Below are 23,209 nucleotides of genomic sequence, written 5' to 3'. Positions count from 1 at the left end.
AGGTTTGTTTATACAAACCAATAGATAATGTTTTGAAAAAGGGTTTTGTAATTGGAAAACCCTTGCTATATTAGTCTTACGATAGAGCCTAGGCTATTCTTATGTATTCCATAAGAGTGGTTAATATTTGCCTAATAATTTTGGATTTAGATGTCAGAGCTTTAGTGATGATATGGGATTAATTAGTATTGACAGGTTTGCTGTTTTATCAAAAGTTATAGGTCGTTCCAATAATCTATACCAATAAAGTTTGAATTTAAAATTGAGCAAAAAATCATATTTAAAAAGCCGACAAGTCAAGATAGTTTGACACATTAGTAGACATTTTTTTGAGAGTACATTTTTTATATCAGTCAATATTGAATAGTCTGATAAACTCTCCGAAACTTTTACAGACAGTTACCACAAAATCTTTTGCAAGGTATTCGCGACACTAATTGTCGCAACTTTATGGACGCCTGACCGTTGGTGGCTGATGGATTGCTAAATAGGCTATCCACCAGAGAACCTTGGTTTAACCTCTGGTAAATGTTCTGTAACAATGTTTAACATAAACCCCATTGAATGCAAAAACCAGTAAGAAAAGTAAAAAGCAACGGTAGAACCATCACGGGGACTTTCGCGAGTCCCAAAACACGCAAGCTTATTCAATTCGAGTCATACCTTGAATACGCTTTTATTGAGATTCTAGAGTTCGATTCACAAGTAATCGACATCCTCGACCAACCTATAGTCATTGAGTACTTACATAATAAGAAGAAACAACTTCACTATCCGGATTTTTTAGTTACCTACAAAAATCGAAAGTCAGTAATCTTTGAAGTAAAGTATCAAAGTGAAATTGACAATGATGAGGGACGTATCGCAAGAAACTTAAAAGCTGGTAAACAATATGCTAAATCAATCAATGTTGAGTATAGAATTATAACAGATAAAGAAATCTTGGGCATTTATAGTGAGAACGTTGATGAGCTGCTTAAGGTTAGAGATGATGTTCCTGATTTGAGTTCGACAACGAAGATAATTGATGCTTTAGCAAGGGTGAAGGAATCTACACCCAATCTGCTCCTGAACTCCATTGCTACAAATGAAAATGAACGAGCCAAGCTACTAAGGCAATTACGAATACTGATTTTCAACAGAAGGGTTGCTGTTGATATGTTCAAAAAGATCAGTCCTGATTCACGGATTTGGCTCAACACTGATAACGACTTTATAGAACTAAACTTTCCATATAGCTATGTTGAGACTATTAAAAGGTGAAATCGTTTATTATCAAGGTGTTAAGTATACCGTTACTAAGGTTCTTAGGGATATGAAGTATCTTCAAATTCGCGATGCTAAAACTGGCTTACCCCAACGAGTTGCAATTTGTGATGTCACGTCAAATGATCTTGTAAATAATATTCCTGATGCCAAGTACGAGAGGGGATTTGATGCTTTTACGAGCGAAGAATTAGAGAAAGCGGAAATTCGATTTAAGATTATTCAGCCATTCCTGGGTGAATTAAGAGGAAATAAAGTGGAGCTTGTCAAAGTTGCAAAAGAGCACGGATATAATGTTTCAACGCTTTACAAATGGATATTTCGTTACGAAACTTGTGGCCATGTTGGTGGACTTGTTGATAGTGAGGGTAGGGGTGGAAAGGGTGGCAAAAGACTGGGTGATGATAAGATTGAAGAAATTATTTCTGAATCTATTGAGGAAGTCTATCTGAATAGCAAGTCAGTAAATAAAACATTCGATAGGATCCGGATGCTTTGCGAAGACCTTGATTTACAAGTTCCTCACATTAGTACAATAAGAAGGCGCATAAAGGGAATTCCTGAGTACGAAAGAAAACGAAGAAGGGAGGGTGTTAACACAGCAGATAACCAATATGAAGCAAGGCCAGGTCAATTTCCAGGCGCAACCACCCCGCTTTCCGTTGTCCAAATTGATCATACTATTTTAGATATTTTCTTGGTTGATGATGATGATCGTGAGCCCTTGAAAAGACCATGGATCACAGTACTGATAGATGTATACAGCAGAATGATTCTTGGGTTCTATTTAAGTTTTGATGCGCCAGGAGCATTTGGCACAGGTCGAGCAATTGCACATAGTATTCTTCCAAAGGAAAAGTTCTTAAAAGATTTAGGTGTGGATGGAGATTGGCCCTGTTGGGGAAAAATGGTTTCTATTCATTGCGACAATGCAAAGGAATTCAGAGGAAACATGCTAAAAGATGCATGTTTATCTTATAATATAGATCTTAAGTTTCGACCAGTAAGAAAGCCAAGATATGGTTCTCACATTGAGCGTTTAATGGGAACTTTTGCAACTGCATTATCTGATTTGGATGGAGGAACAAAGGTTAGTAAAGAGAAAAGAAGTCATAAACATCCTGAGAAGAATGCAAACTTAACTATTGCTGAGTTTGAGATTTGGCTTACTCGATACATTACCAATATATATCATCTTCAGATTCATCGCGGGATTGAAATGAGTCCTTATGATAAATGGATGCAAGGAATCTGGGGATATAATGACCAGCTTGGAATTGGGACTCCAGAAAGGATTTCTGGTATGCAGGAGGAGATAAAGCTTAAGCTGGACCTTCAACCTCATGAAGTCCGTACCATTCAGCCAGATGGTGTAAGCATTAACGGCCTTACTTATTACCATGACTTATTCCGCCCATGGATAGGTATCAAAGAAATCGGAGCAGATGGTAAGAAGTCGAAGAGTAAGACTTTCAAATTTAAATACGACCCTAGGGACACAAGCCGTATTTACTGGCTGGATCCAACAGGACGCATCTACCATGAAATAAAATATTCAAATCCGAAAGGCGTATCAATGGACAGGTGGGAGCTGAATAAAATTAAAGCTGATCTTAAGGAAAAGAATATCCAAGCAACTGACGAAGCGATTTTTAAAGCTAAGCGAGAGAATGATGAGTTGGAAAAGAATGCTAAGAAAGTAACGCTTGATACAAAGAAAAAGAACGCTCGGAAAAAGAGGAAATCTACCGAGTCAGGTACTCAACCCCAGGCATCAACACCTACTACTAAAATATCTCGTTTTAAAATTGACCAGAAAACTGAAATCAAACCTTTTGACGAACTAGATTATGGTAAAAGAGTATTTAAGTAACACCACCAGGGATTTTCTCGCATCATGTGAAAAAATGCCCAACTCTACTGAAACCCGAATTAAGTTCATCCAAAAGGATGGCTGGATAGGGTATGAACTAGCTAAGAAAATCCTTGATAGAGTAAAGGAAATGGTTGAGCGCCCTAGAAATTCAAGAATGCACAGTCTTCTGGTTATAGGTTCAACAGATAATGGTAAGACTTCAATTAGGAAACGCATTGAAGAGATTTATAAGCGCTATCCAGACGATAAGGGTAGGGTGATTTGGCCAGTGGTTAGCATTCAAATGCCCCCGAACCCAACTGAACTGAGTTTTATCAATGCAATAATTAAGGGGATGCTTCAACCTTGTTATTATGGTAAGCCACATATGGCGCTTGAAGAAGCAATTGAACTTTTAATTAGTCATAAGGTTCGATTGCTTATGATTGATGAGGTGCATCACATTATAAGGCTTACGCCAGCTAAGCAAAGAATAATTATGGACCTCATTAAATTTATTTCTAATGAAGCTGAGCTGCCATTTGTGGCATTTGGAACTGAAGAAGCCACTAACATCTTTTCCTACGATCCACAATTAAAAAATAGGTTTAAAAAGATGGAAATACCCAGGTGGCAAGCCGATAGTAACTTCCTTAGACTGATGTTCAGTTTTATATCAGTTTTGCCCCTTAAACAACCTTCTCTATTGACTACCAATCCAAAAGCACCTGACGCGGCAGATATTGAGCTAGCAGAGGCAATTTTGGATAAGACCAATGGCACAATAGGTGAAATTAGTATGGTTATCCGTAACTCCGCAATTGTAGCCATTCGTGATAAGGAGGAGAAGATAACGAAGAAAATTGTTCTTGAACTCGAATTTGAATCATCCGAAACCCCTGTAATGTAATATGAGGATATATTATAACTCAAAATTAAAACAACTAGAAACTAATCATGAAGGCTTCGCAGAGATAACACAAATCATGAATACTGTTCGACAGTATTCATTCACGAAAGTAGTTTTTGATCTTGCAAATACCCAAACCATTGATGGGAGTATGGCCAGCGTATGTGCGGCAATGAGCTACTATCTTAGTAAGTCAAATAACTCGCTTTCAATTCAAACAAAGAATGACAATAGACTTCCACTCTTTTATAAGTATGACTTACTGGGTAGTCAGGTGAATTGGGGTATTTTTTTGAAATTCAGATTCTGGAATGGAGGTACGGCTGTTCGTGGGTTTACTAGGGAAGAATACTTTAGATTTAATCACTATTTGATTACAGAGGCTTTCGATAACCAATGGTGGGATATATCTGTAGAAATGAAGCAGAACATAAAGCGACATTTACGAAGACTTTTTAAAAATGCTTCAGAACACTGCGAAGAAAATACTCCAATCTTTATATCAAGTAGTTTTAAGGATCGCATGTTGAAATTTACCCTAGTTGATTGTGGTCCAGGTTTTTACAAGAATATCGCAGCAAAAGATGTTCAGGTTGTGAACGAACAGCAAGCCATAATGTGGGCTCTCGAGGGAAGAAGTTCAAAAAATCGACCAGGTGGCAAACTGCGATCGCTAAGAAAGTTCTGCAATTATAACCTTGGCAACCTTTTGATAGCTTCTGGATATGCTACAGTTGGTATCAGCGAAGAGGGGGAGATGTCATTTGGCGAATTGGTAGCCCCATTCCGAGGTTCAATAATAAGTTTTTCAGTCTATGTACCGAGGCCAAATTTAATTGAAATTGCTGCCTAATGATGAGAAAGCATAATGAGGCGCTTATGTGCGAACTCACACAAAAATTGAAAAATGTTTGCTTAAATAAGACTTATAAGAACCTTCTTTATCAGCAAAATCTGATTGATCTTACATATCATTCTACAAGGCTGGAGGGTAATTGTCTTGATCGTAATGAAACGGAAGCACTGATTCACTACAACATAAGACCTTTAACAAAGGATATGAAGTGGAGTGAATTGACTAGGAACCATCACGCTGCATTACTTCAAATCGTTCAAGATGCATATAATCACTCCCATCACTTAATTCCCTTTTATTTACGCCAGATGCATGGAATCCTTTCAAAGTATAATAAGTCAATAAATCACACGATAACCGATACAACAGATCTATTAGGACATTGGGAGAATCTATTTTATTCAGAGGCTGATGATAATTTTTACTGCCCTTTTGGTCAAGCCGATGAAGTGCTAAGTCATTTTTTGAAGCAGGTGAAATTAATGACTTCTCACATAAAGAAATCTTCCAACCCCATTCCATTAATTGTAGAGCTGGCAATCTTTTGTCACAATTCAATTATTATGATTGAGCCATATCATACTAGCAATGGTATGCTGGCAAGACTAATTATGAATTATATTCTTTTGAAGTATGACTTACCCTTTTTAGTTGTAAATTCTGAGGAATATTCAGAATACAATTCATTTTTTCGTAAACGCAGCTTTAGTAAAAAAAGTGTTTCATCTATTAATTTTATGGAATATCAGTACTTAGAATCTTTAAAGACTATTGAAGTTACGGTGTTCTAGAACTGACTTCTACTTTATACTTTGGTTTATAGTTTGCCACACGTCCTAATTCAATTAATTGATTCTCATTTGCATACTTCCATACATGGAGTTTATAGCTTTTTGTAGTATCACCCATGTTATAATTTTTTACTTATACAAACACTGAGCACAGTCACACTATTAACTAATCGTACTTTACATATTCTCTACAATTTCTTAATTAGCTAGTACTCCAAATGACTTTTGGTAGTCTTAAGATGTTAGAAAATTTTGCATTTTAGAAGAAGACTATGTGTTATAGGATTATTGAAGTCAAGGATGAAGAGTACTATACCTTGTATTTTTAAGAAACTACAAGCAGACATTGCTTTCACCAGCTCGTTTGAAGTTATATAATTGGTGATTTTGTCCATCCAAAGATTTTGATTACGAACCCTTAATATTTAGATAGTTTCCAAATACTTTGCATTAATCTTCTTTAGTTAAAATACAAAGAAGAAGAATAGGAGATGGCAAAGTTTCTTATAAACTTAGTAAGGGAGAGTATTTAGTGGCGATTATTGGGTTTTGTCAGACACAAATTGTCAATTAAAAGATTTAGCTTATGTTGATATTGTAAATGCTGGCTATTACCCTTTAACCCTGTATTATCTATTAGTTTGTTTTGGCAAATGGCATAATAAATAGTTTTAAAGGGCTACGAGAACTGCAATTTTGACGTAATTTGTCATAGATTTTACGATTTTGCTTATTTATGACCTTTTTAGTAACAATTAATGAGTAATAATTATAAAATGACCTTCTCGGGTCATGAATCCTTTCAGTGTCGCCAGTTGTGGCTTAAAAAGGGCTACGACTTTGTTGTTCAGGGTAAATCATTTAATTCGGATGATGCAGTAGTTGAACTTGGGGTTGGAAAAAATATGGTAAGCTCAATTCGTTACTGGATGAAGGCGTTTAACTTGCTTACGAAAGATGACAAGCTAACAATATTTGCATCTAAACTTCTTTCTGATGATGGGTGGGATCCTTATCTTGAGGATGAAGGCAGTCTTTGGTTATTACACTATCATCTTGTAAAAAGCGGGTTTGCATCTACCTACTCAATTGTTTTTAATGAATTAAGGAAGGAGAAAATTGAGTTTACAAGAGACAACTTCATTTCATTAGTAAAAAGAAAGTCCGATTTTGAAAAGACATTTTTCTTTAATGAAAGAACCTTGATTGAGGACTTCTCTGTTATGACAAAGATGTACCAAAGATCAAACTCATCATCAAAAGATAAGGAGGATAGCTTTTCAGGTCTGTTAACTGACTTAGATTTAATTAAAAGTTACACCAAGAGTAAAGAGGATTTCTTGATAATTGAAAATACGGAAAGGCCAGAAATACCTGCTGAAATAATATTATTTGCAATTCTTGATAATGAAACTTTCGATAAGTCAGTTAACTTCAATGCAATAGAGCAAAATTATAATAGCGTAGGTTCTGTGTTTGCAATTAATAGACCAGGCTTATTACAAAAAATTGATGCTCTGACTACTAAATACACAAAAAATTTAACTTTTAATGATCATGCAGGAATCAAGGAGCTACAATTTAAGGTAAAGCCTACTGCTATGTCCATACTTAATAAGTACTATGCAAACTAAATTCACAACATCTACGAATATTTTACGGGATTCAAGTAGAAGTTTAAATTACATACCGACACCAAATTCGTTAAGGACGGTAAACCAAATAGCTAATGATTTTAAAAAGGGTCTTCGATCATTCAACATTATTGGATCTTATGGAACTGGTAAGTCTTCATTTCTTTGGGCATTTAATCAAAGTCTTATTGGGAAAAAGAAGTATTTTAACTTTAACATTCTGAATTCCCCGAAAGTTGGATTTTTAAACTTTGTTGGTGAGTATAAATCAATCACAGATGTCTTTATTGAACACTTCGAAATATCATCTAAGAGAAACGTTAATGAAAACATTTTCTCTGAGATTTATAATTTATACTATGCTCTTGGGAAAAAGAATCCTTTATTAGTTATAGTTATTGATGAATTTGGGAAGTTCTTGGAACATGCTTCTTTGAATGATCCCGAAAAGGAGCTATATTTTATTCAACAATTAGCAGAATTTGTAAATAACCCAGATTACAACATACTTCTCATTACATCTGTTCATCAAAATTTTGACGCCTACTCATTTTCATTAACTAATTCTCAGAAACAAGAATGGACTAAGGTGAAAGGCCGTTTTAGGGAAATTACCTTTAATGAGCCGGTTGAACAATTATTATACCTTGCATCAGAGCATTTAAAACAGTCAGCAAGGCCTAAAAATATTGACATTTCGATCAAGAAGTCTATCAGTATTTTAAAAAAGTCTAAGGCTTTTCCCATTAACCAGAACTATGTCAGTGAAGTTTCTTCTAAGCTATTTCCATTAGATTTAGTTGCTGCAAATATCTTGACAATTTTACTGCAAAAGTATGGCCAAAATGAGAGGTCACTTTTTTCGTTTCTTGAATCAACAGATCACACAGGAATAAAGAGATTTGATCAAAAAAGTAATCCCTTTTTCAACGTTTCAAATGTCTATGATTATTTAATTTTTAACTTTTACCATCATATAAACTCACGTTATAACCCAGATTTTACAGCATGGGCGTCAATAAAGAATGGAATTGAGAAGGTTGAAAAAATGGCTTCGAATCGAGTTGTTGATTGTTTGAAAGTAGTCAAGACGATCGGTCTATTAAATATAACTGCATCGGCAGGATCTGAAATTGATAAGAACTTTTTGATTAACTATTCTGAAGTATGTTTGGGGATTAGGGAGCCTGACAGAGTTATTAACGAATTAATTAAGAGCAATGTCATAACTTACAGGAGTTATAAAAATAGATTTATCCTTTCAGAGGGTACGGATTTGGACATCCCATTGGCTTTAATTGAGGCAGGTAATAAAGTAAGTCAGATAAGTGATATTTCTACAAGACTGAATAGACATTTTGAATTTCCACAAATTCTTGCCAAATCCCACTCTTATCAGAGAGGGACACCGAGAATTTTTGAATTTAAAATTTCTACCATTCCTATAAAAGACATCCCTGTCGATGAGATTGATGGGTATATCAATTTAATTTTTAGTGATACTTTATCGGTTGCTAATTTGATTGAAGAATCTCAAAACCAGGAAGAGGCCATAATTTATGCTTTATATCTGAATTCGGTTACAATAAAAAATCAATTATTCGAAATAGAGAAGACTATTAGAGTACTTGATGAAAACGATCATGATAGAGCTGCTGTGAAAGAATTGAAACAAATCCTTCTTCATCAAAAAAATCTACTAACTCATTTTATCTTACATAATTTGTATAGCAAGAACGATGATTTAGTTTGGATATATCGAGGAAAAGTGATAGAAATTGAGAGCAAAAAATCTCTTAATAAATATTTATCAAAAATTTGTGATGAAGTATATACATCAACACCAGTTTTCAAAAATGAATTAATTAATAGACATAAGATATCCTCATCAGCGCATACAGCCAAAAGAAATTACTTTAAAGCGCTTGTAGACAATTGGAACAAACCAGAATTGGGGTTTGACAAGGATAAATTCCCAGCTGAAAAAACTATTTATCTTACACTTTTGAAAGAGAATGGAATTAAGCTTTATTCGGAAGATTTAAACCATAAAGTAAAGGTTAGTAAAAATTCATCTTTCTACGCTCTTTGGGATTATTCGAACAAATTTTTGCAAGAGGCGAAAATTTCTAAGAGGCCCCTCAGTGAATTTGTAATACCGCTTTCAAGAAGGCCTTTTAAGCTTAAACAAGGATTTATTGATTTTTGGCTGGCTTCTTTCTTCTTCATAAAAAGGGATGACTTTGCACTGTTTGGGGATACTTTTATTCCTTATATAAACGAAGAAGTTCTGGAACTAATAGTAAAATATCCAAATCAATATGAGGTAAAAGCATTTGATATAGATGGTGTAAGGCTTGATATATTCAATAGCTACAGAATTTTTTTAAACCAACATTCTAAGGAAAAAATTGGAAATGAATCATTTATAGAAACCATTAAGCCATTCTTAACTTTTTATAGAGGATTACCAGATTATTCAAAAACAACGAAAAGGCTTAAAAAGGAGACCATTGCAATTAGGTCAGCTATTTCCAGTTCTAAGGACCCTGAGAAATCTTTTTTTGAGGACTTCCCTATGGCCTTGGGATATAATTTAGAAACTCTTCAGGCATCAAAACAGAACCTCAAGAATTATATCATCAAGTTACAAGATTCTATACGTGAATTAAGGACAAGTTATGACAATCTTTTGGCTAGATTTGAAGACTTTATTTTAACTGAATTTATTGGCGAGAAATTACCTTTCAATGTTTATAAAGAGAAAATTCAGCTTAGATATAAGAAATTAAAAAGGCATCTATGTCTTCCTCATCAGAAAATTTTTATTCAAAGATTAGATTCTGAAATAGATGATGAAAAGGCTTGGTTAAGTTCAATAGCGAATGCACTTCTAGGTAAACCATTAGGATCAATATCTGACGAAGAGGAAGTTTTGTTATATGATAGATTTAAGTCAATGATCCTCGAACTAGATTCATTAACAATTCTTTCTAAAGAAGATATAGATGAAGAGAACGAAGATGTTATTGGAATTCAATTAAGCTCTTTTATTGATGGGATTAATAGAAGCTCTATTCGCATGCCTAAAATTAAAATACAAGAGGTAACAAGAATTGAAGAATTAATTCGACTTAATTTATCGAAAAATAGAGCATTAAATATTGCAGCACTAGCACATATTTTAAAAGATTTGTTAAAAAAATGAGTAAGGTAAGGCACGTATTAGGTATTTCAGGTGGAAAGGATAGCGCAGCATTGGCTATTTATATGAAATCAAATTACCCTGAAATTAATATAGAGTATTATACTTCAGACACAGGAAAAGAACTCGATGAAACTTATAAATTAATAGAAAATTTGGAGATTTTTTTGGGCAAAAAAATAGTCAGATTAAGGGCATTCAAGGATAGCCCTGAATCTCCATTTGATCATAGACTAAAAATGGTTGGAGGATATCTTCCATCTCAAACAGTTCGGTGGTGCACTAAATCTTTGAAACTTGATGTATTTGAAGAGTTTGTTGGTGATGATCCCGTGATTTCTTATGTAGGTATTAGAGGTGATGAAAATCGGGAGGGATACATTTCAAGAAAAGCTAACATTCAATCTATTTTTCCATTTAGGAAAAATATTTGGAGTGAAGATGTAGTCTCCAAATTACTTTCAAATTCAAACATCGATTTAATTTGTAGCATAGCTGACGAGGTAATTCCTAAAAATAGAGTAGCTAGATTTAAGTCAATTTTAGAAATGCCAATAACTCTTTCTTTTGACAGGAGCCAAAAACTTTCCCAATTATTCGATTTAGGTATTATAGAATTTAATGAGCTTGTTTTTAAGTACCTTAAAACTACCTCTTACCCCCTTGGGAGAGAGAGTAATTTTGCATTATTAAGAGATGAAAATGACTTGAAAATTGAGGATATTTTTAAGATTCTTAATGAATCTGGGGTAGGAGTTCCGGGTTATTATAATGAAATACCTTTTGAGATTGATGGTAAAAAATCAACTTATTATAGGAGTCGTTCAGGTTGTTTTTTCTGCTTTTATCAAAGAAAGATTGAATGGGTTTGGTTATATGAACAGCATCCGGAAAAATTCAAATTAGCTATGGAGTATGAGAAGGATGGATATACATGGAATGATGATGAATCTCTTGCAGAGTTATCTAAAGTAGAGAGAATTAAAGAAATTAAAGAATCCTATATCGAACGGGAAAAGAAGGCAAAAAAACCGAGCTCGAAATTTCTTTTGGATATTTTAGCAGAATCGGATTCTGAAGGATGTGCAAGTTGTTTTACTTAAATCTCCTTTATGGATACTGAAAAGCAAATTGAAAGTATTTCTTTTTCTGTTGATGCAGGGTTAGTTAATAGACTTGGTAAGGAGCTAGTGGGTAAGCCAGAAACGGCCCTTTCAGAATTGGTCAAGAATGCATATGATGCCGATGCAACGGTAGTAGACGTAATTTTTAAAAATGCGGATCAAATTGGAGGAACAATAATTATCGATGACGATGGTGTCGGCATGGATTTAAATCAGCTAGAAAAGGGATTTATGAGGATTTCATCAACCGATAAACTTCATAGCCCTAAATCTAAAAAGTTTGCTAGGAGTAAGGCTGGAAGAAAGGGTATAGGAAGGTTTGCTACACAAAGGTTGGGACAAAGTTTGACAATTGTTACTCAAACGGTCAATAGTGATCGTGCTATTAAGGTCACAATCAATTGGAATGATTTTAAAGTTGACACTGATATAAGTCTAGTTAAAAATAGGCTAGAGTATGTTGATAAAACTAAATCTGAGGGTACAACATTAATTATTGAGAATGCCTGGGAGTATTGGTCTGAAGCAACAGTCACACGAGTATACCGTTATGTGTCTGATTTATTTCAACCAAATTATATCTCGAAAAAAGCTCTAGAATTAAAAGTTGCTAATAAAGTTGATTCTACATTCAAAGTAAGTTTTGTTAAGGTTGAGAATGGCCAGCATAAGGTAATAGCTGACCCTAATACCATGTTATATAACAAAGCCTTGGCCACCATAGAAGGGTTTATTGATGATAATCATGATGGATATTGCCAAGTTCTAAGCAATAGTCTAGACGTTTCCAAAGATATAATACCAATACTTCACGAAAAACAATATTCTAAAGATGAACCAAAAAGTTCCAAGTATAAAAACTTGAGCAATGTTCATTTCAAGGCTTACTATTTCATTTATCAAAGGGATCAGTATTATACAGGAATTACAAAACAAGAACTAGCCAATATTCAGAAGCTTGCTAATGAACAGGGTGGAATTAAACTTTATAGGAATGGCTTTAGAGTTTTACCTTATGGAGAATCCAATGATGATTGGTTATTAATGGATAAGAGAAATTTTTATGATTCCGGTGTGAACATTCCTTTTGGAAATAGAAATCTTTTTGGTTTTGTCGAAATTATTGATCAGAAAGGAGAATTTTTTGAAGAAACTGCAAGCCGAGAAGGACTTATTGAAAACGATGCTTTTATTGAACTTATTACCTTTCTCAATAAGTCATTCGAGGCTGCCAAAAAAACTCTTCGTTATGGAGTTGAAGCTATAAAAAATAAAATTAAGGAGGAGCGCAGAAATCATGATTTGGTAGAAAGTGAATCAATTCAAACAACTATTGAAAAATTATTTGCCCTTGAAAGAAGTGTCAATGACATTTTAGATTTTAATGATAGCTCTGCTGGAAATATTGAACTAAAAAGCAGCGCCTTAAGAATTATAAGAGAGATAAAGGCTGATTTTCAGAGTCTTATTGATGAACTTGGAATGCTTAGAGTTTTGGCGTCTCTTGGGCTTACAATCGGGGAATTCACTCATGAGGTTATTCAGTTTTCTCCATCTATGATGGGTGATCTAAGTGTTTTAGACAATCAGAATCTGAATGCAGAGGGCATTAGGTCTTTAGAGAATTTGCGAAGGACTATCCGATTATTTACTGCATATACCGCTTATTTTAACGCAACAGTTTCAGCAAATATTAACCGTGAGCTAAGGCCTCAACAATTAACTAAAGTTGTTCTTCATTTCAAGAATATAATTGACTCTGATATACAAAAACAAAATCTTGATTTTCAAACTGAAACTTATGGATATGAACTGTTCACCCTACCTATGCATTCTTCCGAATGGAGCTCAATTTTGTTTAACCTTTATACAAATGCAAAAAAGGCAATAAGAAGACAAGGTGTAGCTGGAAAGATTAAAGTGATACTAGGTAGAGTAGAAATAGGGAGTAAGGTATACATAGAGTTTTTAGATAACGGGGATGGCATTCCGGAAGAAAATAGATTTAAGGTATTTGAGCCCTTTTTTACAACCTCATCTCCTTTAGGCTTTGAAGCTACAGATGAAGAGAAATTGGGGGGGACAGGATTGGGTTTGAAAATAGTGAAAGATATTGTACAAACTTACGGAGGAACTGTTGAAGTAGGCATACCAGATCCAGACTACAGTACATGTATTAGAATTGAATTACCTGAGGCAACTAGTAAAGATAAAGAAAGATATGCCGTATAAAATATTATATATAGACGACACTCAAGAAGAACTAGAAAAGGGAACAATTAACGGTCTCGAGCAGGGTGGTGAAATATCAATTATTTTTAGCAAGCCGAACTTTTGGGAAACCCAATTGGATCAAATTAAAAGTACAATTAAAGACTTTGATGCAATAATTCTAGATTTAAGGCTGAATGAGAAATCATTCGATGGTGGTGCTAACTTTGCAAAGTATCGCGGCAGTTCCCTTGCACAGGAGCTAAGAACGCTTTCTAAAGAAAGCCCTACACTAAAAGACTATCCAATAATACTTGTTTCTGCTGATCAATATATGGAGGAGTCCTTGGATCAAACTAGCCATGATTTATTTGACTTAATTATTAAAAAGAGCCATATTGGAATAAAGAAAAATTGTTTATATCCTGAATTACAGAGCAGAATAAAGTGGTTAATTCAGGGGTATAATAATTTATTCCAAGCTGAAAAAACTCCAGCTGCAACATTGAACATTGAAAATCTAGGGTTGATTGATTTCAGATTTATTGAGGAATGGAAAACACAACTTACCAAACCAATTCATGTAATGGCAGGTTTCTTTACTAAGAAGGTCATTGATAAGCCATCTTTTTTAATTAATGAGTTAACTCTATCTGCGCGTTTGGGGGTTAGATTAGATTCAAAAGATTGGGTTGTTTTAAAAGATAAGTATTTAATAGATTGTAAGTATAAAGGAATATTTTCTGATACATATGATCGATGGATAATGCCAGCTATAAGTCAATGGTGGGAAGAAAAAATTTCAAATAATGAATCCTTAAGAGTTATCTCATCTAGCAGAAGAGTGGAATTGTTAAAAGATACATTAGGACTAAAATCTTTAACACCTCTTGAAAAGCAAGGTAAATCAAGAAGTGATAGCTTCTGGGTTATCTGTAAGGCAAGAGGTTATGCTATTGATACAACTGATGGATTTACTCTAGCTAAGCAAGAACATATTTTTCCTTGGCAAGAACGAGAGTATATTTCAATTGATGAAGCCCTTGATCAGAGTATAGAAGAGAATTGGAACTTAGTAGCACCAATAGAAAAAGATAGGTTAAGATCACTACAAGAAATTTATAAGAAATCAAAGACTCGTGGACAGAAGTAAAGAAATAGCTACGGACCTAATTAGATTAGCAACGGTCTTACGCACGTATCCAGTTTGTTCAGATCCTTACCCTCTTGATGCAGCTGGAAATTATTGCTTAAGTAACTCAAACCGGCCACATTGGAGTTATAAAGTTGGTAAAATATCATTCGATGCGGATTTGGTAAACGGTCGAATTCCATTTCGCTGTACTGATATCAAAGTTTCTTTAAGCATTGAGATTTCGGGAAGTAGAGATGAACAAAATGAAACAACCATAAATCCCTTAAATTCTCTCCAATTTGATATTGAAATTGAAGGGAGAGTAAGTCCAGGTGAAGAAAATGATCCAATTGACTTATTTTCCTCGTGGCACTTAGATAGACATATTTATAGTCTAAAAGATAATGCTCCGAATTATTCACATCCTCTTTACCACTTAGCATTTGGTGGAGTTAAAATGGAGCCCATGGAAAAAGATTATGGAAGGTCGATTATTTTACCTGCTCCAAGAATCATCCACCCACCTATGGACGCTGTGCTAGGCATAGACTTTATTCTGCAGAACTATAAAAATAAGCATTCTATAAAAAAGGTAATTGAAGATAGCGACTACAGGAAAATCGTTAAAAATAGCCAAGCAAGGTTATGGAAACCTTTTTTTGAGTCTATCTATTCACATTGGAATCCTTCAGGATTTAACATACACAATGAGTTTTCCCCAAAAATGATTTTACCATTTTACCTCTAATTTAGCTTTGACTCTAATAGATCGATGAAGCAATTGTCATTGTTCTCAAAGAAAGAAGGTTCCTTTTCAAGTTTGCTTCTGATTATATCAAACCCTCCATTTGCGAATTCTTCCATTAACTTTCGAATTTTAGTTATTTCCTTTTCGATTTCTTTATCTTCCTGTTGTTCAAGTTTATTAAAGTCAATTTTCGCTTTGGTTAGAACTCCCATAATAATATAATCTGTTACATCAGCTGGATGCCAGTTTTTCATAACCATGAAAGTATTTTTCTTGGAGTTTGTATTTAAGGGAAGACTATAATTATCTCTCAAACCTAGTAAAACAGCATACATGAATATTTCATACTTAGTAAAGAAATATTTCCCTTGTTGCCAAATAGAAGCTTCATTGGATGTTCCAGTTCGGCCCCCTTGAAGTACAGTGAATTTCGAAATTAATTCCTCATGAGAGGAATCGTATTCCGGAGATTTATCTTTAATTTTTCCTAAAAAATCCATATCAATTCAAAGCATGAACTTGTGTTATTAAATTATTTCTATTAGATCTTTCAGATTCTAAAATTGTCGGAATTACCGTATAAACTTTTCCAATTTTTATTTCATGATTTGTTAGTAACTCATTTCTTAGTTTTTGATTGTTGTAGAATTCCTTGCTCATTACAATACTCTGTTTGTAAACTTTACTGATTGTTTTACAAAACCCAAATGTGTAATCTTCACCAAAAACAGAGGTTGGAGCATCTGTAATTAGAGTATAATTTTCTCCGCTATCACTTTTAGCTGAGATAATAGCCATGATTACTGATAGTTTAACCATAATCAAATTACTTGTGTTTGTACCGAGGAGAGTATTTCCATCAGAATCAATAATTTCTGGCATATAGTTGCCATTTATCTTACGTTTAAGCTTAATCTGACCTTTTGTTGATCGATTTCCTGTTGTCATTTCTGAATAGTGGATATTGGCTTCATTTTCAAGTTGAATTATTAGTTTATCAAAAACTCTTTCACGTGTATTAATCGCAATAGCTTCAAAATCCCTTAGAATTTGTTTCTTTGCAGTCAAGTATTCAGGTATTGTTCCTGTTACCAGTGATGCAAGTTCTACTTCAATAGAGCTTAGATTTTGTCTATTAAGTTCAAGCGTTTGGTTTAAATTGTTTAGTTTTTCCCTAAAATCATCTTCATATTTTTTTTGAATATAATATGTTGATAGAATATTATTTGCCTCATCAGGATTTAAAGATGTTACAGAAATGATTTTCTGTATATCTTCCTCAATTTTTTCTAACTCATTTCTTATATCTCTAATTTTGAGATTAAGATCTCTTATTTTTAATAACGTTTCGTTAATGTTGTCATCAATATTTTGGATCCATTGGTTCAATCCTAAACTAACATGATAAAGTTTTTTTAGATCAAGAGAAAAATCGAAGTTTCTTACTTTGTTTTTGATATCTTCTGATTCTGGAATTCTAAGAAGTGACTCTATTTTTTCAAAAGCTTCGGATCCTTTTTTGGCCTCCCTATCGCACACATAACACCACTCATCTTGCAACATACGTTTAACATGTATTGGCTCAGGCACATTAATTGGTAGTCGTGATTGAAGCTTTTTATTCAATTCCTTTAAATGTTCAGATTTAATTATTTCTGCCGTTTCTGACTTAAGTTTTTCTTGAACATATTCATCATATAATTTACTGTACGAATCGTGCAAGAATGTTGTACCCTTCAATAACCATTTATTTTTGAACATTTTTCTATGAAATCCGATTTGTTCTATTTCGAGTTCATTTGTTAGACTTTCAAGGTTTTTGATTGCATTTTTTTTCTTGTTTTGAAAATCCCGAATTTTACTAGCATCATCAATTTTAGTTAAGATTTCATTTATTTTTTCTTCCGCTCTTGCTAGGTTTTTTTTTAGCTCCCGTTCTTCATCTAGTTGAGTTTCAATTTTTCTATTAATTATTTCTTTTTGACTACTAAGTGATTCACTTTTATCAGAATCCTTACTTAGTCTTTTAACTTCTTTGTCGTATTCGTTATTTACTGCTTTTACACAATTTATAGCGATCTCCTTAATTTCGTCATATCTCTTGATATTTGATAAAACATTTATAGCTTTGGTTAAAGTATCCTGGTTATTAAAGTCAATTATTGATTCAACCTGTTCTCCCTGAAACCATAAATAATCTTTGATATTGACTGGCATTATATTGTTAAGAATTCTTTTCTTCTCTTCTTCATCAGAGACTATTCTCGATTTCGAATACAGATACTCCCTTTTCCAAATAATAAATTCGCTATCATTACTTTCAATAGTTTCGCCATTTATTTTATTTACCGAATACTTTCTTTCAAGAGTATAGCAATCTTGATTCCTATCATTTAAAAACGTAATGCTTACTCTTGAGTTTATTCGTCCATTCTCAACTTCGAATTTTGCTTTGTCTGAGATCAGATTAGATTTTGTTTCTTTAGTGTATTGAAATCTCTTTAATTCTGAACTAAAGGTTTGATCATATAATACCCAATAAAAAGCATCGTATAACTTTGATTTTCCATACCCGTTGTCACCTATTACTACATTAAGACCCTCCTTAAACTTTAATTCAACATTTCCTGAATAACATAGGAAATTCTCAAGTTCAATTTTTTCAATGATCATGTTTCAATTTATTTATTGAGATATGATAAAATTTTTCTTAAAGTAATTTGCTCAGATTCTCTGTCAATATTTCCCGAAATAGCCAGCTTAATTATTTCTACTAATTTTACCCCGCTAGACTCACCAAATTGTATTTTCTCGCATTTTTCTTTGGACATATAATCCATTTCTTGGAATAAAGGGTCATTTAGGTAACTCTTTAAAATTTCATCTTTTGTCATATCGAGGCTAATTCTTTTTGAATGTTGTAAATGTTTAGATTATATTTTTTGCAGACTTCTGAAAATGTATCTTCAGTATAGTATGGGTTTTTTGATAGTGATGCAAAATACATTACTCTTTCTAGTTCAGTTCTGACTAAGCTCCTTTCTAAATTATAATTTTCAGTATCGCCAGATTCTTTATTTAATTTTGGGATTACAATCAAATCATGGATTGATGCAAATCTTTTGTCCTTATGTTTACGAAGTATTCTACCTCTCCTTTGAATAAACTGTCGCGGATTTCCAGTACTACTGCAAAAGATTGCTGTTTCTGCCCTAGGAATGTCCACTCCTTCATCTAAACATTTCATTGATGCAATTACATCAATATGTCCTTCTTGGAATTGATCTAGTATCTCATCACGATTCTTCATACCGCTAATGAATTCATTCACAAGTATCTTATCATCAATCCGCCCAATAGCTCTGGTGTACTGATTAATGATTTTAATATTCTCTTCAAGTCGCTCTTCCACATTCTCATTTATTTCAAATGCTTCACCCTCAGGAACATAGACGAATGTGTATTTTAGATTGCCTTTTTCGGAAATTTGATCTTTTAAAATTTTTACAACTGCAGGTAATTTATTTTTAGCTTTATGTATAATTCTTTTTCTTTCTAGCAGAAGCATTTCGATTAGTCTAGTATTATCATCGGACTTTTTGTATTTGTAAAGCTTTGCCAATCTATCACTAAGTTGAATATATCCTTCGAGTTCGTCTTCCATAAGTTCGATTATTTTAGGAAAGTATTTGTACTCACAAAGTACACCTTCTCTAATTGCTCTTTCCATTGAGAAAGAGTAAGTATACGGCTCTTTATCAGAAAAAAACTCCTCCATCTTTTCTGTACCTTCGACATCATAGATCCTTTTTGGTGTAGCTGATAATCCAATTCTTTTATTTAAAGAAAAATTCTTTAAAAGGCTTGAAACCTTTGGGCTAGCCAAATTGTGCCCTTCATCAGCAATAAAAATGGTATCACTTGGTAAATTATCGACCAATGATTGAAATTTTTGTTTTATAAATGACGAGTAAGTGGTTATAAGAATAAAAGAGACAGGAATTCTTTTTGATGTTGATAACAGAGTTGTTATTTCATGTTCCCAAGAAACTTTTGAGGTTACCTTAAACACTTCTTTAAAATTGAAACTTCTCGCTTCTTTTTCCCATTGATCAACTAGGGTTATAGTTGGGACAAGTATTAAGACTCGATAGTGTTTGTCATTACTTTTTTTGTATTCTTTCAAAACACAATTAAGCGATGTTATTGTCTTCCCCGTCCCAGTTGCCATTGCAAATATCCCTTTTTGACCATTTGAAACCCATTTTTTGTAAGCTTCATTTTGATAATCTCTAGCTCCTTCTGGGTAAGGAAACCGTGGTTCTCTTATTATTTCTTCAATTTCTATTATAACTTTCTCAAAGGCACTTCTTACTTTTTTATTACCCAATAATTTAGCTTTACGTTCTAGAAGCTCTTTTTCTTGAATAACAAGTTCATTTATATCTTTATTCAAAAATTCTTTCGTTATCGCAACAATTACATTCTCTGTTGTTAGGTATTGAACAAAACTAGCTGATCCAGAAAATATTTCCTGAAAATATTTATTCTGACTATTTACCCATTGTGAAGATCTATTATCCTCCCATTCAAAAAAACTGTCAAGCTCTTCTAGGTTTTCAGCTAACCCAAATGCTGTAAAATTACATGAAGCCTTAAATCCAATAGAATCTAACTCATCGGAGAACATACCAGATTTGTAGTGAGATATACCATCTCTATTTTTTGGTTTAATTATTTTGATTGATATTTTATTGTTAGCGATTAACCATGCTAAACATTCAAAGAAATGATGCCCATAATCATTCAATGATCTTTTAAGTTCTTTTATGTTGTTAATATCTATTATTTTATTATCGACTACACCTGCCTGTCCCTTTTCAATCGCTTCTTTATCCTTTTCGGATAAAACATTATTAATAACCATTCTAACTTTACCTCCTGAGTACAAAAATTTTGCAAATCCAAGTGCAAGAATATTTACAGCTCCTGAACTGAAATAACCTAGCAAAAGATCAAGATGTTTACTATTGCAAAGGCAGTTTAAATAAAATTGGATAGGCTCAATTTCGTCTCCAGATCTGAATGTTCGATTTGATGGCCAATTAATTTGCTTTAACATTCTGATAGATTAAAGTATTTAAGATACTTTTGATTTCTTCTACAGTTTTTTTAACTTCTTGCGAGGAATTGAATTTACCGAGACTAAATCTTAGTGAATTTAATGCTCTTTCATCACTATAACCTAACGCTTTGATAACATGAGATGGCTGGATAAGTGATGATAAACATGCTGATCCATTAGAAACAGATATATTTTTAAGTTTTCTCAATATTAGATTGTGATCTATATCGCCAAACGAAATGTTTGTAAGGTTAAAAATTCGATTTGATATTCCCCCATTTATAACGCAATTTGGGATTTCCAGTAAATTTTTTTCAAGGAGATCTCTATTTGCAGTAGTTCTTATTCGGTCGCTATCCATTTCATTTAGTGCTAACTTTGAAGCTTTACCAATTCCGATAATCCCTGGAACATTTTGTGTACCACTCCTTAGACCAGATTCTTGGCCACCACCATGTAATAACGGTAAAATACTTTCTCTATTCTTTTTTCGATTTCTTACGTAAAGAACTCCTATTCCTTTTGGACCATAAAATTTGTGACCTGAGAAGGCTGCCATGTCTAGTGGTACGGAATTTAAGTTAACCTCAAGTTTGGAAACAGCTTGCGTTATATCCGAGAAAAGCATGACGTTGTATTCATTCGCTATTTTTGCAATTTCCTCGATTGGATGAATTGTCCCAATTTCATTATTAACCCACATTATACTTATTAAGATGGTAGATTTCTTTATAGACGCTTTTAATTGATTTAGATTTAGAGCGCCCATATTATCGACAGGTAAATAGGTTATTTCAAACCCGATAGATTCTAAGTACTTACAAGTTTCAATCACAGCCTTGTGTTCAGTAGTAACAGTAATAATATGCTTACCCTTATGACTGTTCTTTAGTGCAAATCCCTTTATGGCGAGATTTATGCTCTCAGTAGCTCCGGAAGTAAATATTAAATCATCTAAATTGCATTTAATTAAATTTGCGACATCAGCTTTAGCTTCTTCTAATTCCTTTCTAATTTGTAAACCAAAAGAATGTGAGCTTGCCGCATTCACATATTTTTGGGTAAAATAAGGGATCATCGCTTCTAAAACCCTTTGATCCATTTGAGTAGTAGAGTTGTTATCGAAGAAAATATGTTCACTCATTGAAATAGCTGCTTAATTATTGAAGTAAGGTTTTAAGAAAGTCACACGAGGTTTTTGAATTCTTATCTCTATTCTGTCTGTCAATATAAGCAACTTAACATTAATCAAAAACTATTTTTTTAGTTTTTTGATCTTTAATCTAAAAAGTTGTTCCTGATATAGTTTAGTTAATTTATAAATCTAGGAAGACTTTGCAGTATTCGCTTTACGATCAAATAGCAGTCTGTAATTCAATATGTGCATCTATAAACGGGCACCGTTTCCGCTTTGTCAATTATTTTCTTCCATCCTGCGAGTTCAAAACAATATCCAGTTTGTGTTGCAATATTTGATGGTATAATTTTTACTTTGATAGGATCGAAATTCCATAGCATTTTTACAATTGTTACTGCATCATGAATCAAGGGTACGCTTAGCACAAACGATTTATTAATGAATAGAACCAACTCTGTCTCAAAACCTTTGTCTTGTTTTATTCTTTGCCAAACCATTAATCCTTCTCCCTTATTATATATTAGGGGAAGTATTTTAGTTTTACCTTCATTCAATTCGATTTTCTTTTGATTAAAGAATTCTTTTTTCTTGTAGACTTCTAAAGCATTTTCAAAATAGAAATCGTCAAGAGTTACTTCTTCCCAATATTCACCTGATAGCTGAAAACTACAATTAAAGGAATTTAATTTTACGTGATTATTATTGTTGTCCATATTAAAATTTTGATATATCTATGGACTTTGTTATCGTACTTAACCTTTAGTTACCCCGCCCCCAACCAAAAATTAAGTATTTTGTATAAATAAAGAATTGAATTCCAGATTAGAGGATTTATAGAAATTGCAATTGACTTTATGCTTTTTGATTATATTGAAATACTAATGGATATTTTATAACTTAAATGCGAATGCCTGACTGAGCTTCAGTTGTTAAAAATGTGATTTAAGCAGTTATAGGCTTCAATCTCAGAATAGAAGCTTTGATGATTAAATTAATGTAGAAAAGTATATTGATATGTAGAATAGTGAAATCTGTGGAACGAACTAGAAGAATTTTTGCCATTTATTTTATAGTACAAGTTGACAAATTCTTAACCTTGCTAGACCAATTTCAATTCCATTAAAATCTAATTGGAAATTTATGAAGAACTTATAGAGCGATGTGTTAAACATTGGACAATAACTTTAAATACTCAACATCATTGAAAACAT

Annotated in this window: 17 protein-coding genes; 11 read left to right on the top strand and 6 right to left on the bottom strand. The window is 33.2% G+C overall.

Translation table 11 applies throughout. The features are described 5' to 3' along the window. Nucleotides 1-564: 564 nt before the first annotated feature. The 11 genes from SanaruYs_RS17395 (at nt 565) to SanaruYs_RS17345 (ending at nt 15,735) form a co-directional block, all read left to right on the top strand. Nucleotides 565-1,263: a TnsA endonuclease N-terminal domain-containing protein gene (locus tag SanaruYs_RS17395; protein WP_127123880.1), complete on the top strand. Its 699-nt coding sequence runs from the start codon at nt 565-567 to the stop codon at nt 1,261-1,263. Beyond that, entirely contained in the window at nt 1,241-3,139 is a 1,899-nt protein-coding gene (locus SanaruYs_RS17390; protein WP_127123879.1) for a TnsB C-terminal domain-containing protein, read from the top strand. The genes SanaruYs_RS17395 and SanaruYs_RS17390 overlap by 23 nt, the downstream gene beginning before the upstream one ends. Next, nucleotides 3,117-4,031, top strand: coding sequence for a TniB family NTP-binding protein (locus SanaruYs_RS17385; RefSeq protein ID WP_127123878.1), 915 nt, complete (start codon nt 3,117-3,119; stop codon nt 4,029-4,031). Before SanaruYs_RS17390 ends, SanaruYs_RS17385 begins: the two co-directional genes overlap by 23 nt. A 1-nt stretch (nt 4,032) precedes the next feature. Next, nucleotides 4,033-4,884 (top strand): hypothetical protein, encoded by an 852-nt coding sequence (locus SanaruYs_RS17380; RefSeq protein ID WP_127123877.1) that lies wholly within the window; start codon nt 4,033-4,035, stop codon nt 4,882-4,884. Further along, nucleotides 4,884-5,678, top strand: coding sequence for a Fic family protein (locus SanaruYs_RS17375; RefSeq protein WP_127123876.1), 795 nt, complete (start codon nt 4,884-4,886; stop codon nt 5,676-5,678). The genes SanaruYs_RS17380 and SanaruYs_RS17375 overlap by 1 nt, the downstream gene beginning before the upstream one ends. A 758-nt stretch (nt 5,679-6,436) precedes the next feature. Beyond that, the gene (locus tag SanaruYs_RS17370; RefSeq protein WP_127123875.1) at nt 6,437-7,312 is read left to right on the top strand and encodes a DUF4007 family protein; all 876 of its coding nucleotides are present in this window, start codon (nt 6,437-6,439) and stop codon (nt 7,310-7,312) included. Next, the gene (locus SanaruYs_RS17365; protein ID WP_127123874.1) at nt 7,302-10,520 is read left to right on the top strand and encodes a hypothetical protein; all 3,219 of its coding nucleotides are present in this window, start codon (nt 7,302-7,304) and stop codon (nt 10,518-10,520) included. Before SanaruYs_RS17370 ends, SanaruYs_RS17365 begins: the two co-directional genes overlap by 11 nt. Next, entirely contained in the window at nt 10,517-11,620 is a 1,104-nt protein-coding gene (locus SanaruYs_RS17360) for a phosphoadenosine phosphosulfate reductase family protein (protein ID WP_127123873.1), read from the top strand. Before SanaruYs_RS17365 ends, SanaruYs_RS17360 begins: the two co-directional genes overlap by 4 nt. A 9-nt stretch (nt 11,621-11,629) precedes the next feature. Next, nucleotides 11,630-13,873: an ATP-binding protein gene (locus SanaruYs_RS17355; RefSeq protein ID WP_127123872.1), complete on the top strand. Its 2,244-nt coding sequence runs from the start codon at nt 11,630-11,632 to the stop codon at nt 13,871-13,873. Next, nucleotides 13,863-15,005: a hypothetical protein gene (locus SanaruYs_RS17350; RefSeq protein WP_127123871.1), complete on the top strand. Its 1,143-nt coding sequence runs from the start codon at nt 13,863-13,865 to the stop codon at nt 15,003-15,005. Before SanaruYs_RS17355 ends, SanaruYs_RS17350 begins: the two co-directional genes overlap by 11 nt. Beyond that, nucleotides 14,992-15,735, top strand: coding sequence for a hypothetical protein (locus SanaruYs_RS17345; RefSeq protein WP_127123870.1), 744 nt, complete (start codon nt 14,992-14,994; stop codon nt 15,733-15,735). Before SanaruYs_RS17350 ends, SanaruYs_RS17345 begins: the two co-directional genes overlap by 14 nt. On the opposite strand, the gene SanaruYs_RS17340 is transcribed toward SanaruYs_RS17345, so the two are convergent. The 6 genes from SanaruYs_RS17340 to SanaruYs_RS17315 all read right to left on the bottom strand — a co-directional run bounded on the left by SanaruYs_RS17340 (nt 15,732) and on the right by SanaruYs_RS17315 (nt 22,711). Further along, a complete protein-coding gene (locus tag SanaruYs_RS17340) occupies nt 15,732-16,235 on the bottom strand; it encodes a DNA phosphorothioation-associated 4-like protein (protein WP_127123869.1) in 504 nt (167 codons plus the stop codon). The two genes, SanaruYs_RS17345 and SanaruYs_RS17340, sit on opposite strands and share 4 nt — an antisense overlap. A gap of 1 nt (nt 16,236) precedes the next feature. Continuing rightward, a complete protein-coding gene (locus SanaruYs_RS17335) occupies nt 16,237-18,408 on the bottom strand; it encodes an AAA family ATPase (protein WP_127123868.1) in 2,172 nt (723 codons plus the stop codon). 8 nt (nt 18,409-18,416) lie between these two features. After that, a complete protein-coding gene (locus SanaruYs_RS17330; RefSeq protein ID WP_127123867.1) occupies nt 18,417-18,629 on the bottom strand; it encodes a hypothetical protein in 213 nt (70 codons plus the stop codon). Continuing rightward, nucleotides 18,626-20,857: a DEAD/DEAH box helicase family protein gene (locus SanaruYs_RS17325; RefSeq protein WP_127123866.1), complete on the bottom strand. Its 2,232-nt coding sequence runs from the start codon at nt 20,855-20,857 to the stop codon at nt 18,626-18,628. The genes SanaruYs_RS17330 and SanaruYs_RS17325 overlap by 4 nt, the downstream gene beginning before the upstream one ends. Continuing rightward, nucleotides 20,841-22,004: a cysteine desulfurase family protein gene (locus SanaruYs_RS17320; protein WP_127123865.1), complete on the bottom strand. Its 1,164-nt coding sequence runs from the start codon at nt 22,002-22,004 to the stop codon at nt 20,841-20,843. The genes SanaruYs_RS17325 and SanaruYs_RS17320 overlap by 17 nt, the downstream gene beginning before the upstream one ends. Nucleotides 22,005-22,234: 230 nt before the next feature. Then, nucleotides 22,235-22,711 (bottom strand): hypothetical protein, encoded by a 477-nt coding sequence (locus tag SanaruYs_RS17315; RefSeq protein ID WP_127123864.1) that lies wholly within the window; start codon nt 22,709-22,711, stop codon nt 22,235-22,237. Nucleotides 22,712-23,209: the final 498 nt, after the last annotated feature.

This window comes from Chryseotalea sanaruensis, assembly GCF_003990915.1.
Classification (GTDB): Bacteria; Bacteroidota; Bacteroidia; order Cytophagales; family Cyclobacteriaceae; genus Chryseotalea; species Chryseotalea sanaruensis.
The sequence above is the reverse complement of the archived record's forward strand: the minus strand, read 5'-3'. Positions and strand labels throughout refer to the sequence as shown.

Excerpts from the sequence above, each read along its gene's own strand:
- SanaruYs_RS17335 (WP_127123868.1), bottom strand. The coding sequence starts at position 18,408 with ATGATCATTGAAAAAATTGAACTTGAGAATTTCCTATGTTATTCAGGA.
- SanaruYs_RS17350 (WP_127123871.1), top strand. The coding sequence starts at position 13,863 with ATGCCGTATAAAATATTATATATAGACGACACTCAAGAAGAACTAGAA.
- SanaruYs_RS17365 (WP_127123874.1), top strand. The coding sequence starts at position 7,302 with ATGCAAACTAAATTCACAACATCTACGAATATTTTACGGGATTCAAGT.
- SanaruYs_RS17320 (WP_127123865.1), bottom strand. The coding sequence starts at position 22,004 with ATGAGTGAACATATTTTCTTCGATAACAACTCTACTACTCAAATGGAT.
- SanaruYs_RS17370 (WP_127123875.1), top strand. The coding sequence starts at position 6,437 with ATGAGTAATAATTATAAAATGACCTTCTCGGGTCATGAATCCTTTCAG.
- SanaruYs_RS17315 (WP_127123864.1), bottom strand. The coding sequence starts at position 22,711 with ATGGACAACAATAATAATCACGTAAAATTAAATTCCTTTAATTGTAGT.
- SanaruYs_RS17340 (WP_127123869.1), bottom strand. The coding sequence starts at position 16,235 with ATGGATTTTTTAGGAAAAATTAAAGATAAATCTCCGGAATACGATTCC.
- SanaruYs_RS17330 (WP_127123867.1), bottom strand. The coding sequence starts at position 18,629 with ATGACAAAAGATGAAATTTTAAAGAGTTACCTAAATGACCCTTTATTC.
- SanaruYs_RS17395 (WP_127123880.1), top strand. The coding sequence starts at position 565 with ATGCAAAAACCAGTAAGAAAAGTAAAAAGCAACGGTAGAACCATCACG.
- SanaruYs_RS17385 (WP_127123878.1), top strand. The coding sequence starts at position 3,117 with ATGGTAAAAGAGTATTTAAGTAACACCACCAGGGATTTTCTCGCATCA.
- SanaruYs_RS17360 (WP_127123873.1), top strand. The coding sequence starts at position 10,517 with ATGAGTAAGGTAAGGCACGTATTAGGTATTTCAGGTGGAAAGGATAGC.
- SanaruYs_RS17355 (WP_127123872.1), top strand. The coding sequence starts at position 11,630 with ATGGATACTGAAAAGCAAATTGAAAGTATTTCTTTTTCTGTTGATGCA.
- SanaruYs_RS17390 (WP_127123879.1), top strand. The coding sequence starts at position 1,241 with ATGTTGAGACTATTAAAAGGTGAAATCGTTTATTATCAAGGTGTTAAG.
- SanaruYs_RS17375 (WP_127123876.1), top strand. The coding sequence starts at position 4,884 with ATGATGAGAAAGCATAATGAGGCGCTTATGTGCGAACTCACACAAAAA.
- SanaruYs_RS17325 (WP_127123866.1), bottom strand. The coding sequence starts at position 20,857 with ATGTTAAAGCAAATTAATTGGCCATCAAATCGAACATTCAGATCTGGA.
- SanaruYs_RS17380 (WP_127123877.1), top strand. The coding sequence starts at position 4,033 with ATGAGGATATATTATAACTCAAAATTAAAACAACTAGAAACTAATCAT.